Source organism: Cellvibrio sp. (assembly GCF_039207905.1).
Lineage (GTDB): Bacteria > Pseudomonadota > Gammaproteobacteria > Pseudomonadales > Cellvibrionaceae > Cellvibrio.
Genome location: NZ_JBCECX010000005.1, coordinates 154,912 through 173,436 on the forward strand (window position 1 = coordinate 154,912; position 18,525 = coordinate 173,436).

Annotated in this window: 18 protein-coding genes; 8 read left to right on the top strand and 10 right to left on the bottom strand. The window is 44.9% G+C overall.

Annotated features, from left to right (window positions below):
* The first annotated feature begins 67 nt into the window (after nt 1-67).
* The 4 genes from AAGC78_RS04515 to AAGC78_RS04530 all read left to right on the top strand — a co-directional run bounded on the left by AAGC78_RS04515 (nt 68) and on the right by AAGC78_RS04530 (nt 4,567).
* A complete protein-coding gene (locus AAGC78_RS04515) occupies nt 68-2,371 on the top strand; it encodes a TonB-dependent receptor (protein WP_435782843.1) in 2,304 nt (767 codons plus the stop codon).
* A gap of 184 nt (nt 2,372-2,555) precedes the next feature.
* Nucleotides 2,556-3,905, top strand: coding sequence for an LLM class flavin-dependent oxidoreductase (locus AAGC78_RS04520; RefSeq protein WP_435782844.1), 1,350 nt, complete (start codon nt 2,556-2,558; stop codon nt 3,903-3,905).
* A gap of 87 nt (nt 3,906-3,992) precedes the next feature.
* Entirely contained in the window at nt 3,993-4,235 is a 243-nt protein-coding gene (locus AAGC78_RS04525; RefSeq protein WP_435782845.1) for a hypothetical protein, read from the top strand.
* Nucleotides 4,229-4,567 carry an NAD(P)H-dependent oxidoreductase gene (locus AAGC78_RS04530; RefSeq protein WP_435782846.1) on the top strand — a complete coding sequence of 113 codons (339 nt, stop codon included), beginning with the start codon at nt 4,229-4,231 and terminating at the stop codon, nt 4,565-4,567. Before AAGC78_RS04525 ends, AAGC78_RS04530 begins: the two co-directional genes overlap by 7 nt.
* A gap of 109 nt (nt 4,568-4,676) precedes the next feature.
* Here AAGC78_RS04530 and AAGC78_RS04535 read toward each other — a convergent pair whose 3' ends face one another.
* The gene (locus AAGC78_RS04535; RefSeq protein WP_435782847.1) at nt 4,677-5,498 is read right to left on the bottom strand and encodes a putative porin; all 822 of its coding nucleotides are present in this window, start codon (nt 5,496-5,498) and stop codon (nt 4,677-4,679) included.
* Between the two features lie 148 nt (nt 5,499-5,646).
* Complete coding sequence (locus AAGC78_RS04540; RefSeq protein ID WP_435782848.1) at nt 5,647-6,099, bottom strand: rhodanese-like domain-containing protein; 453 nt, start codon at nt 6,097-6,099, stop codon at nt 5,647-5,649.
* Nucleotides 6,100-6,450: 351 nt separating this feature from the next.
* Between AAGC78_RS04540 and AAGC78_RS04545 the strand changes: the two genes are divergently transcribed.
* Nucleotides 6,451-6,936 carry a GlcG/HbpS family heme-binding protein gene (locus tag AAGC78_RS04545; RefSeq protein WP_435782849.1) on the top strand — a complete coding sequence of 162 codons (486 nt, stop codon included), beginning with the start codon at nt 6,451-6,453 and terminating at the stop codon, nt 6,934-6,936.
* Nucleotides 6,937-7,015: 79 nt separating this feature from the next.
* On the opposite strand, the gene AAGC78_RS04550 is transcribed toward AAGC78_RS04545, so the two are convergent.
* Both AAGC78_RS04550 and AAGC78_RS04555 read right to left on the bottom strand, forming a co-directional pair.
* The gene (locus AAGC78_RS04550; protein WP_435782850.1) at nt 7,016-8,134 is read right to left on the bottom strand and encodes a PQQ-dependent sugar dehydrogenase; all 1,119 of its coding nucleotides are present in this window, start codon (nt 8,132-8,134) and stop codon (nt 7,016-7,018) included.
* A 219-nt stretch (nt 8,135-8,353) separates the two neighbouring features.
* Entirely contained in the window at nt 8,354-9,361 is a 1,008-nt protein-coding gene (locus AAGC78_RS04555) for a glycoside hydrolase family 53 protein (protein WP_435782851.1), read from the bottom strand.
* 344 nt (nt 9,362-9,705) lie between these two features.
* Here AAGC78_RS04555 and AAGC78_RS04560 point away from each other — a divergent pair, with 344 nt between their 5' ends.
* Nucleotides 9,706-10,995 carry an O-acetylhomoserine aminocarboxypropyltransferase/cysteine synthase family protein gene (locus AAGC78_RS04560; RefSeq protein WP_435782852.1) on the top strand — a complete coding sequence of 430 codons (1,290 nt, stop codon included), beginning with the start codon at nt 9,706-9,708 and terminating at the stop codon, nt 10,993-10,995.
* A 94-nt stretch (nt 10,996-11,089) separates the two neighbouring features.
* Here the strand turns inward: AAGC78_RS04560 and AAGC78_RS04565 are convergent, their stop codons facing one another.
* On the bottom strand, nt 11,090-11,848 hold the full coding sequence (locus AAGC78_RS04565; protein WP_435782853.1) for a phytanoyl-CoA dioxygenase family protein: 759 nt from the start codon (nt 11,846-11,848) through the stop codon (nt 11,090-11,092).
* A 304-nt stretch (nt 11,849-12,152) separates the two neighbouring features.
* Between AAGC78_RS04565 and AAGC78_RS04570 the strand changes: the two genes are divergently transcribed.
* Complete coding sequence (locus tag AAGC78_RS04570) at nt 12,153-12,698, top strand: glycine zipper 2TM domain-containing protein (protein ID WP_435782854.1); 546 nt, start codon at nt 12,153-12,155, stop codon at nt 12,696-12,698.
* Nucleotides 12,699-13,085: 387 nt separating this feature from the next.
* Nucleotides 13,086-13,484, top strand: coding sequence for a nucleoside diphosphate kinase regulator (gene rnk / locus AAGC78_RS04575; RefSeq protein WP_435782855.1), 399 nt, complete (start codon nt 13,086-13,088; stop codon nt 13,482-13,484).
* Between the two features lie 3 nt (nt 13,485-13,487).
* On the opposite strand, the gene AAGC78_RS04580 is transcribed toward rnk, so the two are convergent.
* The 5 genes from AAGC78_RS04580 to AAGC78_RS04600 all read right to left on the bottom strand — a co-directional run bounded on the left by AAGC78_RS04580 (nt 13,488) and on the right by AAGC78_RS04600 (nt 18,525).
* A complete protein-coding gene (locus tag AAGC78_RS04580) occupies nt 13,488-13,730 on the bottom strand; it encodes a hypothetical protein (RefSeq protein WP_435782856.1) in 243 nt (80 codons plus the stop codon).
* Between the two features lie 92 nt (nt 13,731-13,822).
* Nucleotides 13,823-14,227 (bottom strand): DUF2177 family protein, encoded by a 405-nt coding sequence (locus AAGC78_RS04585; RefSeq protein ID WP_435782857.1) that lies wholly within the window; start codon nt 14,225-14,227, stop codon nt 13,823-13,825.
* A 39-nt stretch (nt 14,228-14,266) separates the two neighbouring features.
* Nucleotides 14,267-14,764 carry a pyridoxamine 5'-phosphate oxidase family protein gene (locus AAGC78_RS04590; protein ID WP_435782858.1) on the bottom strand — a complete coding sequence of 166 codons (498 nt, stop codon included), beginning with the start codon at nt 14,762-14,764 and terminating at the stop codon, nt 14,267-14,269.
* 93 nt (nt 14,765-14,857) lie between these two features.
* Nucleotides 14,858-15,283, bottom strand: a complete 426-nt coding sequence (locus tag AAGC78_RS04595; RefSeq protein ID WP_435782859.1) for an OsmC family protein — start codon at nt 15,281-15,283, stop codon at nt 14,858-14,860.
* A gap of 131 nt (nt 15,284-15,414) precedes the next feature.
* The gene (locus tag AAGC78_RS04600; RefSeq protein ID WP_435782860.1) at nt 15,415-18,525 is read right to left on the bottom strand and encodes an error-prone DNA polymerase; all 3,111 of its coding nucleotides are present in this window, start codon (nt 18,523-18,525) and stop codon (nt 15,415-15,417) included.

Consider the following 18,525-nt stretch of genomic DNA (forward strand, 5'->3'; position numbering starts at 1 on the left):
CGATCAGTTTTGCATTCACCACTAGTTATGCGTTAGCAAAAAAAATGTTAACGCTTTGGGAGATATCATGAGTCATCGCAATTTTTCATCGCAAAGAGTTATTAATTTTCGCTTACGCCCTTTAGCACTGGCTACTGCCATTGCCGCAACACTGCCAGGTATCGCATTTGCACAAACCAGCAATCCGAACAACAGCCCGGTTACTGATAACACCAAACTGGAAACCGTAACAGTAACGGCTACTCGCCGCGCAGAATCGCTGCAAACTGTACCGGTTGCGGTATCAGTATTAAAAGGTGATGAGCTGGCGAAAACCAATCGCAATAGCGTCGCTACCATCGCTGCCGTTGTTCCTACATTAAACTTCCGCACTAACGCATCAAATAAAGATGCATCACTGTTTGTGCGCGGCGTAGGTACTATTTCTACATCGCCCGGTGTTGAACCCACTGTATCAACAGTCATTGATGGCGTGGTGTATGCGCGCGCAGGTCAAGCAACATTGGATTTATTTAATATCGAACGCATTGAAGTATTGCGCGGACCACAAGGCACACTCTTTGGTAAAAATGCATCGGCCGGTGTGCTCAACATTGTGACCAAAGAACCCACTGCGGATACCACTGGTTTTATCGATACCTCTTACTTCGGTGGTGGCGATGAAAAACGTATCAGTGCCGGAATTTCCGGTTCATTAAACGATAGCGCGCGTGGATCACTCGCTGTGCTCTGGGGTGATTACGATGGCAACGTCACTAACGTTTTCAACGGCGACAAGGTGAATGGTTACAGCAAAAAAGGTGTTCGCGGAAAATTAGTATTAACGCCTACTGATGATTTAAAAATCACATTGGCTGCTGACCATCTCAAATCCGATGACACTATCCCAGTCGGCGTTCTCTATCGCAACAGTACCGCTGCATATCCAACTGGTACCGTTACCCCAACAAACCCTGCCATTGTTGCTGGTGGTTCACCTGTTGTTGCCAGTGAAGAAAATCGCGAAATCAACCATAACTTGAAAACCCATGTAGAAGATGAAAACCAGGGCCTGTCTGCGCAATTGGATTGGAGCCTTGGTGAACATACATTGACTTCAATCACGGCGTATCGCACTTGGGAAAACACCCAAATTCAAGATGGTGATCGTTTGTCTGCGGTCATTCCAAATGTGCAAGTGCAATCTCACGACCGTGGCGATGTAGATTTCAATCAACTTTCGCAAGAATTGCGTTTGTCATCACCGAAAGGAAATTTTGTTGAGTATGTTGCCGGACTTTATTATCTGACGACGGAAGATGATCAAACCTATCGTCGCGATATCATCACTGTTGCAGGTGTACCGCACACAGGTGTGGCAGATTTCAGCGTGGAAACCACCAGTTATTCAGCATTTGGTGAAACCACATTTAATTTTACTGATCGTTTCCGCGGCTTAGTGGGATTGCGCTGGACCAATGACGATATCGAATTTACTCACGCGCGGGTTTCTACTTCAACTGCATCTCAAGCGGGAATCCGCCCTGCGGAATCAGGCTCAGGTAGCACCAGTGAAGATGAAGTATCCGGTCGTGCAGGCGTGCAATTTGATTTGACTGAAGACGTGCTCACTTACTTCACTTATTCACAAGGTTATAAAGGCCCGGCTTACAACGTGTTCTTCAACGCCGCCGCCGTAAATGGTGATTACTTACCTCTTGCGCCAGAGACATCAGACTCATTTGAACTGGGTTTGAAATCCACGTTGTTTGATAATCGCTTGCGTTTTAATGCGGCGGTATTCGATACGACTTACGACAACTACCAAGCTAATTTCCGCGATGTAGTTGGCGGCACAGTAGTTACTCGTTTAATTAATGCCGGTGAAGTTTCATCAAAAGGTGTAGAAGTAGATTTTGAAGCGAAAATTACTCCGCAATTTACGCTATCTGGTGCAATCGCAAAAATCGATGCACGTATTGATGAATTCAAAATCCCTTCCGGTTTAACACCAGCACAAATTGCTGCTGCGAGTGTAAATGGTAAACCGCTGCCTTTTTCACCGGACGTTAAAGGTAGCTTACAAGCCAACTATGCTATCGAACTGGGCAACGGTTTGATTATCGATTTGGGTACCGACTACAACTGGCAAAGCGAAGTGCAATACGACTTGAGCCAAACACCAGACACAATCCAGGATTCTTACGGCATTTGGAATGCAAGTATTGCGTTATCTGATCCGGATAAAGGCTGGCGTGTTGCGTTACTCGGCAAAAACCTTGCTGACGAATCTTATGCAGCCTTCCTGCAACAAGCTAATGGTGGCCTTTATCGCGCAGTACCGCGCGATGACGAACGCTACTTCGGCGTAAATGCACGTTGGGATTTTTAAGCTTTGATCATTAATACTTTACAAGGAATGTTCAACAATTGACTTTAAGCAAGAAAATAGAATTTACCGCGCGGTAAATTCTATTTTCACTCCGCTTGCTGATAAAGGCCACGGGGCACATCACTACAAGATTTTTTGTGAACAATCATTTTACAAATAATCTTTTCAACCAATCGGGATTGCTATGACTTCTTCAACAACTGAACAACAAACCACACCGCGCCAGATTAAGCTCGGCGCATTTTTAATTCCCACCGGACATCATGTCGGCGCATGGCGTCACCCTGACGTACCCGCTGATAGCGGCCTGAATTTCGCGCATTATAAAAATCTCGCCCAAACAGCAGAGCGCGCTTTATTTGATGCGGTATTCGTTGCCGATAACGTGGCCGTTACCCTCGGTAAAGGTGCCGACAAAGTTGCACGTACCGATTATTTTGAACCACTCACACTGATGGCTGCGCTATCAGCCGTAACCGAACACATAGGTTTGATTTGCACACAAACCACCAGTTTTAATGAGCCCTACCATATAGCCCGTAAATTCGCGTCGCTTGACTATTTAAGTAATGGCCGCGTGGGTTGGAATCTGGTTACCTCCGACGCCGCTGCAGAAGCTACCAATTTTGGCCGTGCCGAACATTTTGCCCACGCAGAGCGTTACGAGCGCGCAGAAGAGTTTTTTGAAGTTGTTAGTGGATTATGGGATAGCTGGGATGACGATGCATTTATCCGCAACAAAACCACTGGCCAGTATTACGACCCACAAAAGTTGCATGTGTTAAACCATACGGGAAAACATTTTAATGTCAGCGGCCCGCTTAACGTTGCGCGCCCCGTGCAAGGTAGACCGGTAGTTGTCCAGGCTGGTTCCTCTGAAGCTGGTCGCACACTCGCCGCACGCACTGCCGATGTAGTATTTACTGCGCACCCTGCCCTTGCGCCAGCACAGGATTTTTATCGCGACATTAAAAACCGCGCGGCACAATTTGGTCGCGATCCTGATTCTGTAAAAATTATGCCCGGAATTTATGTTGTTGTTGGCAAGACCGAAAAAGAGGCGCAAGAAAAATTCGAACAGCTGCAACAACTCATCGAACCTGAAGCAGGCCTGGCTTTGCTCGGGCGCATGATCGGCAATTTCGATTTGAGCGGTTATTCACTCGACGAACCATTACCCGAATTACCGCTTACCGAAACCGGTCAGCGCAGCCGCCAGGCATTGCTCACTGGTTTAGCAAAAGATGGCAACCTCACTATTCGCCAACTCTATACCCGCATCGCCGGTGGTCGTGGACACAACGTAGTCATTGGCACAGCTGAAATGGTTGCCGATGTAATGCAAGAATGGTTTGAGCAAGGTGCTGCCGATGGCTTTAATGTGCTCTCACCTATGCTGCCAAGTGGTTTGAACGATTTTGCCGATTTGGTAGTACCGGAGCTGCAAAAGCGCGGATTGTTCAGGACTGAATACGAAGGCACAACGCTGCGCGATAGACTTGGTTTAACTCGTCCTGCCAGTCGTTACGAATAATCTTTGCGCTATTGGTAAACCATTTTTCGTGTTAATTATTTGATCGAACCTCATTAATATCGAGGTTCGATTGTATGGAATTATGTTATGCATATAGTTGGCTTTTCCGGTGGTTTGAGTACACCATCGCGCACACTCGCGCTCGTGGAAGCAATTTTGAAAGGTTTTGATACAACATCAAAAGAAAATTCTGCAGTAGCTAATGCGCAGAAAACCCTGATCGATTTTGCACAAGTGGCCAGTCAATTTGGTGCAGTTTTATCACGCGAACAGTTATCCAGCGAAGCCCTGTCATTGTTGGAGTTAGTGGAAAAGCCGATATTTTGGTAGTCGCATCCCCCATTTATAACGCGGCTTACCCGGGTTTGTTCAAGCATTTTTTTGATTTGATAAAACGCAAAGGCCTTGAGCACAAAACGGTGATCATCGCTGCTAATGGCGCTAGCGCCCATCATGCGCTGGTAGTGGAAAGCCACCTTCGGCCATTATTTAGCAGCCTTGGGGCGTTTGTGGCTCCGACAGGAGTTTACAGCGAAGCAAGTGATTTCACTCATTATGTATTAACTAAAGATACAACTATCGCTCGCATTAGCGATGCAGTGCGAGAAACAACCAGGCTACACCAAAAAGCATCTTCAATCGTTCAATTAGAAACTATTTAAACCAGCAGTCGATTTCTCTTCATCAAAAAAATACTGGCTTTCGAAAAACAATCGAAAGCCAGTAGCTATTTCTGAATTAGTTATTTCTAAGCAAGCCCACGGTCAAAAATTAAAACCTGAATGTTCCACCAATCATCCAACTGTCTGAGTAGTCAGATGAAAAGTAAGTTAAATCAGCACTGATATTTTCAGTCACGAAGTGTCGTGCGCGCACATGATAACTATTTGTATCATCGCGATAGTCGCCATCATACATAAAGCGGGCAGCACCAACACCGACACTAAAGCGATGAGTAAAATAATAATCAGCGCTAACTATGACGGTTCTAGGGCCATAATCATTATCTGAATAATATACTTCGGTACTGACAGCACGCTCGTTGCTCAGCGGTTTTACATATTTAGCACTTAAATTCCAGTAATCGGAGATATCGGAATTCTCATAAAAGTCCGACCAAATCTGTAAGCCCTCAATAGGCGCAACACCAATTCTCGCGTTTAGATTTGACCCCCAATCAGTAGAATAGTCATATACGCCAGCATCATCCCCTCCATCAAAATTGTGGATGTTATGTTTTTGCTGGCTCACTCCTGCGCCAACAAAAAAGATGCTATTGGGAATAAAGTAATTAACATTCAAGCTACGAGCGTAGGTATCATTTTCATAATTATCTGATTTGTAATTATTATTACTGGCAGCCAATGTCACCGAACTGGACTTTTGCAAAAAAGCGGCCTCTGCAAGTGGTAGACCTGTTGTGTCAACCGCAGAAAAATAGTGTTTTCCTTGTAAATTGATTGAATATTCATCCACCTCATCCAATTCACTGTAGGTAGCATAAATTTCGTTTCGATAGGTATCTGAAGCAGCGAAGGGAGCTAGAGCAAAGCTGGAAGTGGCAAAAATTGCAGAATATATTATTGGTTTCATTACTGGTCCTCTGTTGATTACACATGCATCTCCTTTTGGATGCATGTGTAATACTAGTGACCGGCAAAAGTATTGCAATCGAATGTTACAGACTGATACAACCTGATTGATTCTAGAAAAATACTAATTAACCATTGCTGATAACCAATTATTGATTAGCAGCAACCGGCTTTGGTGCAGGCTTTTGGATTTTGGTAACGGCCTTACCACCTTGCTGCTCATAATTTTCTGAGCCAGCAGCACCAATTACTTTGTAACCTTTGCTGGTTAACAAATCACCTGCAGCAAAAGCGCGGCCGGCGTGGTTAGATACGGTAATGATGCTGCGATCTTTTGGAATGTAAGCAAGGTTTTTTTCCAAATCAACATACTGGATGTTTAAAAACACCGGGAAGCTACCAAAGGTAATTAATTCATCAGGACGACGAATATCCAGTACCAACACCTGGTCAGGTTTCGCCAACCATTGATCGATTTGTGCAACGGTCAACTCAGGAGTTTTGTATTTAACAGCAGGTTTGTTACCTGCATTTGTTTGTGCAAATGCGGTGGGAACTACAATAAAAGCGAGAAACGACAGTACAGCGAATATTTTTTTCATATCTAATTTACCTTGATGCCTGATTAAGTAATTTCCGGTGCTAGCAGTATTACGTTCTCAACAACCTATATCGTCGTATCAACATAACGAATTATCTGCAGCTTCAATAGTTGTAACTGCAACGCTCGTACCAATCAGTTAAAGGTGTAAATATCGATCAAAACACCTATAAATTTCGCATGTTGTTGTACAAATTCAATCACTCGATAAGTATAAACAAACAACTTTATTTATCTTATTGTTGCTTTACAAACACTGCTTTCCCACCGCCCCCGTAATATGACCATGGCATACCAATTGCCTTATTTATATCTCCATCATTAAAAATTTTTCATATCTTCAGGAGATATTATGTTTGCTAAAAAAGCGCTATTAACAATGGTTGTAGGAGCTGCTGCCACCTTATCTACAAGCCTGTTTGCACAGACACTGACCTACGGTGCTCCTATCACCATTGATGCCGCTAAAAAAATTGCCGCCGCCGCTACAGCAGAAGCGAAAAAGCAAAACCTGTCGGTTGTTATTAGCATTGTGGATTCCAGCGGTACCCTTACCTATCTGGAAAAACTGGACGGAACCCAATTAGCAAGCGTTGATGTGGCGACACGCAAAGCACGTACTGCCAACAATTTCAAACGTCCAACCAAAGCATTGGAAGATGCCGCGATTGGTGGCCGCAACGTAGTATTGAGTTTGCCTGATGCATTGGTGATTGAAGGGGGTTTGCCAATCGTAGTGGACAACAAAATTCTGGGGGCAATCGGTGTGAGTGGTGCAAGCTCGCAACAAGATGGTCAAATTGCACAAGCTGGCTTGGCTAGCCTCAGCAAGAAGTAGTTTTTCAGATCAGGTTGGGATATTCCCAACCTGATAATTTCATACTACCCACAAGCTATCTTAATATTGAAAGCGATATTTATTTTGACTTATAGGTAATGCGATAAATAACATTTGCATAATCGTCAGATACCAATAGCGATCCATCAGGTAATTGCAATAAATCGACCGGCCTGCCCCACACACTGTCATCGGCATTCAACCAACCTTCAGCAAATACTTTGTATTCCGGCTTTCCACCTTTAACAGCGGTATTTACTGTCGCGAGTTTGTAACCTACTTTTTTAGTGCGATTCCATGAACCGTGTTGCGCAACAAAAATTTGGTTACGATATTCAGCGGGAAATGCTGCGCCGGTATAAAAACGCATTCCTAACGCAGCTGAGTGTGCCTGGAATTTTACTTCTGGTGGTGTAAATTCTTTGCACTGGCGTTTGCTGCCAAACTCAGGATCGGTGATATCACCGCCGTGGCAATAGGGATAACCAAAATGCAAACCTGCTTTAGGAGCGCGATTTAATTCTTCTGGCGGCACATCATCGCCCAAATGGTCGCGGCCATTTTCAGTAAACCACAACTCGCCCGTTTGTGGATGCCAATCAAACCCAACCGTGTTGCGAATACCGCGCGCAAAAATTTCCGGTTTTGATTCAGGTTTATCTACATTGATGCGAGTGATGCTTGCGTAGGGATCGCCCGGCTCACAAATATTGCAAGGCGCTCCGATAGGAACATACAACAAACCATCAGGACCAAAGCGAATAAATTTCCAGCCATGAGCACCATCACTTGGATATTGCGAAGTGACGACAACGGGCTTCGGTGGATTCTCTAACTGCGCTTCAATATTATCGTAACGCAAAATGCGATTGACTTCGGCAACATACAAAGCGCCCTTGCGAAAAGCGACTCCATTAGGACGATTCAATCCCGATGCCAGCGTAATCACTTTAAGCGCTTTGGTTCCATCATGTTTGATCGCATACACCTTCCCTTCGTTACGTGTACTCACAAATAACGTTTGCGCATCACCTAATACCAATGAGCGCGCATTGGTTACGCCTTCGGCAAATATACTGATTTCAAAACCAGGCGGCAGTTTTATGGATTCAATGGGAAGAGCTGCGTGACTATTGAATGCGAGCAGAGGGAGAAGTATTAGTAAGCGTTTAATGCGTTTTAGAATTGTTAACATCATGACTATTTCCTAAGGGAGAATAACTGGCGTTACAGCAATCTTTATGCCGCTCTAAAATAGAGAGTTTTTACCCGAATTAGCCTTTTTTAAGAAATAATTGTTCGTTTTAAAACGAAAAATGCACAAAACAAAACACTTATTATCGCGTAGGGCGATTTATCCATCAAAAAAAGCCGCGCAAACTTTTGCTTGCGCGGCTTTTTATTGCTCGGGCGTCCGTTATTTAAAAGCATCCCACACAGCAGTTGCCTTGCCGTTATTATCCATAGCACCGAGCGTATAACCTTTCCAACCCGGGCGCGCCTCCGGCGCCCAATAGAAAATTGCCAAACCTTTACTACCGGAAACCTGACCGAGTTTGGTAATCATATCCTTCACAATTGTTTGTGCTTGAGTGTGATCCCAAGGCACACCAATTTCAGAAATCATTACCGGCACGGCATAGCGTGACACCATATCGTTGAGATTATTCAGGCAAGCGGTGTTTGCGGTTTGCCAAGTGTAACCAGTTGCATTGGTCGGATAAGAAGATGCGCCTATCACATCAAATTTTCCGCCATTGGCTTTTAAGCCGTCGAAGATCCAGCGGACTTTGGCGTTATCGGGGCACTGAGCCAACTGCACCACCACTTTTGTACTGGGATAAACAGATTTCGCTGCGTTGTAACCCGTCGTGGTGAGCCAGGCATAATTTTTCATATTGCTCGATGCTTTGCCGTCATCCCACAGCATACCGTTGTTGGTTTCATTTCCGACTTGCACCCAATCAACAGTAACGCCCGCATCCTTAACCGCTTGCAGGGTGTAGATGGTTGAGCCCCATACGGCATCCATCAATTGCTGGAAGGTATAGTTTTTCCAAGCCGCCGGTTTGGTTTGTTTACCCGGATCGGCCCAGCTATCGCTGTAGTGGAAATCGATCATCACCTTCAGCCCCGCCGCTTTGGCGCGCTTGGCTTTTGCGACTACATCTTGCGTGCCGCTATACCAACCATCGGCAGGATTAACCCATACACGCAAGCGCACAGCAGTCATACCCTGCTCTTTCATGATCGCGAGTATGTCTTTTTTCACTCCGCTACGGTTATAAAAACTGATGCCATTGGCCTCAATTTCAGACATCCAACTGACATCAGCCCCCTTGATAGGTGCGGCACTATAGGAAAGGACGGGAAAAGCAAAAGCAGCAGCTACAAAGGCGGATATCGCCCATTTTGATAGTTTCATGATGTTCACCATTATTGTTATGTAAGAGTTCTCTCACCTATCTACAGCTACCGGATAACCCGGCATTGGCGAGATAGACGGTTTGTGCGGCAAACCCACCACACATATTATTTATATTATAAATAATAATTAAAAGCAACAACTAGAGGCGCCACTCAACATGAATGAGAGAGGGTTGGGTATGAACCTATCACAGAGGGAAAACAACGACAGCTTTGGACATAAGCTTATGCGTTTAATCGATTTCAATATTCGGTTTTTTGTCGCTATGATCCGACAACACCAATCCACTATTTCAATAAAATGCATCAATAAACTACATCAATAAATAATAGGAGCTTTAGATGTCTGACCAATGGAAATTCGAAACACAATCCGTTCACGCCGGTTACACACCAGACCCAACAACAAAATCTGTTGCTGTGCCCATTTACCAAACTGTGGCCTACGCGTTCGATAGCGCACAACACGGCGCTGATTTATTTGATTTAAAAGTCGCAGGAAATATTTATACGCGCATCATGAACCCAACCAATGATGTGCTGGAAAAACGCATCGCCGCATTGGAGGGCGGAATCGCTGCGTTAGCATTGGCATCAGGCCAAGCTGCTGTCACTTATGCGATCCAGACAATTGCGGAAGCTGGCGATAATATCGTTTCGTCAACGGCACTTTACGGCGGCACCTATAATTTATTTGCGCACACGCTGCCGCAATATGGAATCACTACACGCTTTGCTGATCATTTAAATCCTGACAGCTTTGAACCTTTAATTGATGAGCGCACCAAAGCGATTTTTGTAGAATCGCTCGGAAATCCGCAAGGCAATGTGACAGATATCGCGCGTGTTGCCGAAATTGCACATCGTCACGGCGTGCCGCTCATTGTTGATAACACTGTGGCAACACCTTATTTATTGCGCCCGATTGAACACGGTGCCGATATTGTTGTTCATTCGCTTACTAAATATCTCGGCGGCCACGGCACTACAGTTGGCGGTGCGATTGTGGACTCAGGAAAGTTCCCATGGGCGCAGCACAAAGAACGTTTTAAACGCTTGAATGAACCTGATGTGAGTTACCACGGCGTGGTTTATACCGAAGCTTTAGGCCCTGCTGCTTACATTGGTCGCGCACGTGTGGTTCCGCTGCGCAATACTGGCGCCGCGCTTTCACCATTCAATGCATTTTTGATTCTGCAGGGAATTGAAACACTGGCATTAAGGCTTGATCGTATTAACGAAAACACCTTGAAAATAGCGCAATATTTGCAAAAACACCCTAAAGTAAATTGGGTTAATTACGCTGGCTTGCCCGATAATCCTTACCATGAACTCGCGCGCAAATACCTTGGCGGCAAGGCCTCCGGCTTATTAACCTTCGGCGTAAAAGCCGATGATGGTCGCGCGGCAGGTGCACGCTTTTTGGATGCGCTGCAACTGTTTACCCGCTTGGTAAATATTGGGGATGCAAAATCTCTCGCTACACATCCGGCATCGACAACTCACCGACAACTTTCACCAGAAGAGTTAACGCAATCCGGTATAGGTGAAGATACCGTTCGCTTGTCAGTCGGCATTGAACATATCGATGATTTATTCGCAGACCTGGAGCAAGCTCTCGCTGCGGTATAAAAATTAAGGGCGGTAGTTTTAGTCAATAAAAAGGCGCGCTGTTATTTTCTTAACAGCGCGCCTTTTTATTTTTGAGCTATTTATTGCGCAAATGTTATTGCAGGGCAATTTCTTCTTTTGATGCAGAGCGCGAGTTGGGTTTGGGCGGGTTATCACCTGAGCGATAAGTAAACACCATCGAAAATTTAGTCTTATCTGTAACATTGCGCCCCGCCGCATGAAATAGATTGCTGTGAAATAACAGCAAATCACCTTTATGCAAAGGAACATCTACCACACAGTCGAGCAAGCTTTTATTTTTGGTAATATCGGTTCGGAGAAACTGATGCACATCAAGCTGGTCAGTTTCAATACTCCAGTGATGTGAACCCGGCAATACTTTCAGGCAACCGTTTTCTGGCAACTCATCACCCAAGGCCAACCATGCCGATACCAAATCCGCTCGCTGAAAATTCCAATAGCGACTATCGCGATGCCACCCTGTCACACTCGAATAGGCAGGCTGTTTAGTCATGATGCAATTGTGATGCGCCTGGGATAAAAACACATCCGCACCCAGTAGTTGATGCAAAATTCCACGCAGCGGTTCTGTTGTAGCCCAGTCCAACAACATGGGATGTCGGGTAGATGCCATTAACAAACGCCGTGCTGTCCCGCCGCCTTCTGCTGAACGCGAAGAAGGGGCGCCCGGGTATTGTGTATCAGCTTCAAATTCAATCGGCATCGCTTGCCGTTCCAGCTCATTTTTAGCGAACTCCACCACCGCTGCACAATATTCAGGCTGCGCAAAACCTGGCAGTACCAGATAGCCATTTTTGTTGAAATCTACGATTTGCGAGGGAGTCAGAAGCACAATAAGGAACCCGGAAATAATTGCCGACAAAATACACGATTCCGCATAGCAAGTGAACGAGCCAATTTGATTTAAAACAATCGCAAGCCTATTGATTAATCAAAAAATGCTCAGTCATTAGGCCTTCAGTCAAGGTGTCAAATCGCACAGTTCCTCTCGTCTTTTCTTGTTATACATCACGCTTTAAATGTTAAGCATTACTCAACGCGAGGCACACATTAAGGGCGTTAAGTTTTGGTTAAGAAAAGTCGTGTTTAAACTGGTTCCACGTTAGTAACAAAGGCCAATGGCCTGGGAGTAAAAGATGAACAAATCAATGATTATTGGCACTGTATTGGGAATGGGTATCGCTACTACCGGCGGCGCAATTGCCAGCTATCAATTCCTGAAAGAACCTAATTATGCTGAAGTCGTGAACACATCCCCGATCATCAAAGAAACCAAAATCCCGCATAAAGAATGCCGCGATGAAACTGTAGTTCGCCAAAAACCTGTGCAAGATACCAACCGGGTTGCAGGTAAAGTAATTGGTGCAACCTTAGGTGGTGTATTGGGTCATCAAGTAGGTGGCGGTAACGGTAAAAAGGTAGCGACCGTTGCGGGTGCTGTTGCAGGCGGTTATGCCGGTGACCGTGTACAAAACAATATGCAAAAAAATGATACTTATACAACCGTTGAGCAACGTTGCAAAACAACTTATGAAACCCGTGAAGATATCACCGGCTACAACGTCACTTATCGCCTGAATGGACAAGAGTCCAAAGTAAAAATGTCTTACGATCCAGGTAATAAAATCCCATTGGAAAATGGCAAATTGGTAATCGAACAGCCAGCTGATCGTGCTCAGTAACGGAGTTTGTATCTAGCAAGGAATGAAATGTAAAGGGCGGTAAAGGAAAATACCGCCCGTCTTAAAATTTTTATCCGCACATACTTGTCTTGTTGCCTATTCTTACCTCTTTATAGCCCCATACCACAAAACGTTATTTGCACCATAAAAAGTCACTTGCATGGCAAACAAGCTAAGTGATATGGTTTCGCAATGAACAATCAACCCTCTATTCTTACCTCAGCCCCTATCGCGCAGGAGTGTCACTCCAGTCGCGCCTTCGTCTTTTCTGGCGATTAAGTTTCCCTACTTCTTAATCGCCCTTAAAACATCGCTTATTTAAAATTAATTGATAACCACTAGCAGCCAACCACTGCTCTGCATTCTTTTATTTTTTTGGAGAACAACATGCCCAGGACTAAAGCCGATTCATTAGTTATTTTAGAGACGGATTATCAACGCCTATTAAAATTAATTGAACAAAATGACACAGCTGCAGCCGATTTACTCGATACAGAAATCAGCCGCGCAGATGTTGTGCCAGCCAAAAAGCTACCTGCAGATGCGGTCACTATGGATTCAGTAGTTACGTTTATTGATCTGGGCTCTAACGAGGAAAAAACAATCAGCTTGGTTTATCCCGCAGATGCCAATGTAGATGAAATGAAAATATCAATCTTATCGCCGGTAGGAAGCGCATTAATTGGTTTGCGAATTGGTGGGAAGATAGACTGGCCGGTACAAGGAAAAGTGCGTCGCTTGAAAGTAGTGACGGTAGTACAACCCGAAAGACACGCGCCTGAGTAAAAACTAGGGCCAGGGTGCGGGGGTGACGTTTACATACTGAGCGCCACCTTCTGACGGTTCAGGCTCGGTTTTTTGAGGATTGATTCCGTAAGCTACTTTACGAAAATTTTCACGCACCTCAGCAAAATCCGCATCACTTAAAGGTGTCTCTTTATTGGGTGAATTTTCAATCACCCACGCAATTAGCTCGTTAATTTTGCCATTCACTGCCATGGCAAAACTCAACTTTTCTGATGCTTTAGGCATATGAACCACTCCCATGATTAAACGCTCCCATATATCGGTTCTTCACACAAACATTCATTTTTTTGAAATGAACTTTTCTCATTAGTACTACTTTAATTCCCGGCAAAAATACGTGCCGCATAAAAACCTGCAACTGCAGCCATAGCACTTACAAAAGCGCCCCAGGCGATATCAACCAGAGTCAATGAAATTGACCACTCTTTCAGCGTGGCCATATTCGTCAAATCATAACTAGCGTAAGCAATTAATCCTAATAACAATCCCAAGCTTACTGCCAGAGTCCAACTCTGTTCCTTTAATGCGGGGCTGATCGCAAAAATAACCAAACCAAGTAAGTACAAAAGATAAAAAATAACAGCAGGGATCATTTTTACTTGTATGGCCATAAGCTCACCCATCTGCATTTGATAAAAATCTTTCGCTACAATCGTGAGCCAGATGTAATCCAACACACAAAATACGATCAGCGCCCCTATATAAGCTGCAACATAAGACATAGGTTTTATCCTGCGCGGCTTATCCATATCCAGCTTTCACTAAAAGTGAAACTTTACATGTTCACTTTTAGGCTTTGAGTGATGTCCAGTAATCGCCGCTTTCGCCATCGCAAACAGATGCAACATTTTGTTGGTATCAGAATCCCAATATTCTGCTGAATAGGTTGAGAATTTGATCAAGGATAAGTGAGGGTCATTCGGTCCTTGTGGAAACCAGGTCTCAACCATGGGATTCCACAACTGTTTTGCTTTGTATACATCCTTAATCAACAACGCACTCCCTGACATGCTCACGTACACATTGTCAGACGGGCTGGAAAAACTGACATTAACAATGCCTTGGCGATACAAATCTTCAGCCACCTGGCTATCGTCTGAAGTAAAAAACCACAAAGTGCCATCATCATCAATCGCCTGATGAGTCATTGGGCGACTCAACAAATTATGATCGGCGCTCATTGTGGTCATCATACAAAACTGAATGGGATCAATTTTTTCGCGCAGTCTGCTAATAGGGCTTTCAACAAGTTCAAACACAGTCAGTACCTCTATTCGTAGAATAAACAGCATCTAAATTCACATCGCTTGTAGTGACGATAAGCAAAATGAAACCAGGTATCTGTGCGTTATTTAACTTTCAAGAGCGGTAAAAAGACTTATCTCTGCGTTTAACACCTTGGATACAGGGCAGCTCTTCTTTACTTCGTTGGCGATTTTTTCAAATTCTGCTTTATCAATACCCGGCACTTTCGCATGCAGATCGAGATGCACAGCGGTGATAGTGAACTCTTTTCCGGATTGCTCCAGCGTCACTTCTGCAGTGGTTTGCAACTGTTCAATAGTCAATTTCATTTCAGTCAAACGCGCTGCCAACGCCATAGTGAAACAACCCGCATGAGCAGCACCGATCAGTTCTTCCGGGTTGGTACCAGGGCCATCTTCAAAGCGAGTATTGAAGCCATATTGCGCGTTTGAAAGCACTTTACTTTGGGTAGAAATATGACCTCTACCCTCTTTCAATGTACCCGTCCAAACTGCATCTGCTGTGCGTAACATAGTGAATTCTCCAGACTGTAACCGACTCATTAAATGCCAACATCATGGATAATCTGCGTCCGCGTCAGCTCATTAGTAGTGACAATCGCAGTTGGGGGCAAAAAGGTCTGTGCGGTAACTAACCTGAAAAACTAATGGAAATCGCGCGACTTTAGTGACAATGAATCAATCCGCGCTGAATAGTCATGCAATTGACCTGCGATAACATGAACTACCGGGCTGGAAACATTATCGTTATTCACTTCTACCGTGCCTTTGATTAACAATAATCTGGACGTCAGTAAGGCTTGGCGAAATGTTTCCTGGGTGCCCTTCCAGACAATGACATTGATATTGCCGGTTTCATCTTCCAGAGTTAAAAACAAAGCACCACTTGCAGTGCCAGGGCGCTGCCGCCCAGTCACCAAACCGGCGACGCGGACAAAACTACCGTGCCGGAGATCTTTAAGCTCGGCGTATGTTTTACAGCGGTTAAATGGATATTCGTTTCTCAGCAGTGACATCAAATGCGGCCGCAAACTCAAGCCAAGCGTATCGTAATCATTCAATACATCCTGCTCAATTGTGGGTGCGGGTGTAAATAAATCGTCTGAATCAGCAGTTTCCGCATGATCCAACAATTCAGAAAAAGGATTAACCGCCGCAGCAGCCCAACGCGATGCATGCCTGTTGCCGGCCAAGCTGCGCAACACATCGGCAGATGCAAGATATTGCAAGTCAATGGCCGTTAAGGTTGAACGCCGGGAAAGGTCTTGCAGTGAGCTGAATGGTTTTTCAGCTCGCCAGATTTCCAATAGTTGTGCTTTGTTGTGATCCAGGTTTTTGATTTCACAAAAACCCAAGCGTATTCCAAATGGATGAGAAGATACGGAAGGTGCAACTTTTTCCAAGCGATGCTCATAGTGACTACAATTAATATCCACCGGCAATACTGCAATATCATGGCGTCGCGCATCTTGAATTAATTGTGATGGCGAATAAAATCCCATCGGCTGACTATTTAGCAATGCACAATAAAATGCAGCGGGATGATGGCACTTTATCCAGGACGACGCATAAGCCAGTAATGCAAAACTGGCCGAGTGGGATTCGGGAAAACCGTAGCCGCCAAAACCTTTTACTTGCTCAAACAAGCGCACAGCAAAATCCATGTCGTAACCACCTTGCAGCATTCCATCGATAAATTTTTTCTCAAACTTCATTAAGGTGCCGGTTTTTCCCCAACTGGCCATAGCACGACGCAACTGATCAGCTTCGCCGCCAGTAAAACCGGCAGCAACCATCGCAAGGCGAATGACTTGTTCCTGAAAAATAGGAATGCCAAATGTTGCGCCCAGCACTTCTTTAATTGCGTCACTAGGGTAATCAATTTCTTCAAGTCCATCTCTTCGCCTCAAATAGGGATGCACCATGCCGCCTTGAATAGGACCAGGGCGAACAATTGCAATCTGCACCACTAAATCATAAAACACTCGCGGTTTTAACCGTGGCAACATCGCCATTTGCGCACGCGATTCAACTTGAAAAGTTCCTACGCTATCACCTGCGCACAACATGTCATAAGTAGCTCGATCTTCTGGACTAATATCTCTCAGCGATTGAATCGCTGGATTGTAGCTATGGATATAATCCAGCGCCTTGCGCAACACCGTCAGCATCCCCAATGCCAACACATCAACCTTGAGCAAACGCATAGCTTCCAGATCTTCTTTATCCCATTGGATTAAGGTGCGATCTGGCATGGATGCATTTTCGATGGGGACCAAATCACTAATCTTGTCTTGCGCAATCACGAAGCCGCCCACATGCTGGGATAAATGCCGGGGAAAGCCGCGAATCTGGTCGACCAAAATGAAAAAATGTTTCAACACTTTTTGCTGCACTTGCAAACCGGAAGCTTCGATGCGTTTAAGCAGATCGGCAGGTTTATCCCACCATGCCAGAGATTTGGCCAGTAAATCGACCAAGGTATCTTCCATGCCCAAGGCTTTACCTACATCACGGACTGCACTGCGCGAACGATAAGTAATGACAGTGGCAGCAATGGCGGCGCGCTCACGTCCGTATTTAGTGTAGATATATTGGATAACTTCTTCGCGGCGGGAATGTTCAAAATCCACATCAATATCGGGCGGCTCATCTCGCTCTTTGGAAAGAAATCGCTCAAATAAGACTTTGATTTTGTCAGGTGAAATTTCGGTAATGAACAAGCAATAACACACCACGCTATTTGCTGCAGAGCCTCGCCCTTGGCATAAAATATTCTGCTGACGCGCAAACTGCACAATGTCATAAACAGTTAAAAAGTAATATTCGTAACTTACCTCTTCAATTAACCCCAGTTCTTTTTCAAGCGTTTCTTCTACATAAGCGGGAACACCATCAGGCCAGCGCTCATGCTTCCCATGGCTGACAAGATTGCGTAAATATTGGATAGGCGTGTAATTTTCAGGGACCAATTCCTGCGGATATTGGTAGCACAACTCTTCCATAGAAAAAGTACACAAATCAGCGATTACGCAAGTCTCTTGCAATAACGCATCAGGATACAAGCGCGTTAACTGCTCAAGGGATTTAAGATAAGCCTCGGCATTAGGTTCAAGCCGTGTGCCCAGCTCATCTATAGAGGTGTTGTGCCGAATAGCGGCGAGTACATCTTGTAGCGGTTTTCGTTCCTTGCTGTGCATCAACGCATGGCCACATGCAACCAGAGGAATATTTTTCTTGCGGCTGAGCGTTAACCAGCGCGGAAATACTGCTTGCTCCCCTCCCCACAATTGATGATCGATACCAATCCACAAACGTTTTTTAAAGGCGTTATAGAGTTGATCGATAACTGTTTCCGGTTCAATGATATCGCTACCCAATTGCCCCAGCCAGATAATCAAACAATGCTGCAAACGGAAACGTAGATCTTCAAAATGCGCTTCATATTCGCCTTTGGATGCACGGCGACGCACAAGGGTGATAAAACCAGAAAGCTCTGCATAAGCCGTGCGCGTCGGTGCAAGCACAACCAAACGCATACCATTACTGAGTGTAAAACGGCTGCCTACAATTAATTTAAAGTCCAATTCTTTTGCTGCAACAAACGCTTTTACCACACCAGCCAATGAGCATTCATCGGTAATCGCAATTGCATCATAATCTAATTCAGCTGCGCGATATACATACTCCGGCGGATGGGATGCACCGGTCAAAAAAGTAAAATTAGTTGTACTGAATAGATGGGCGTAGCGCAT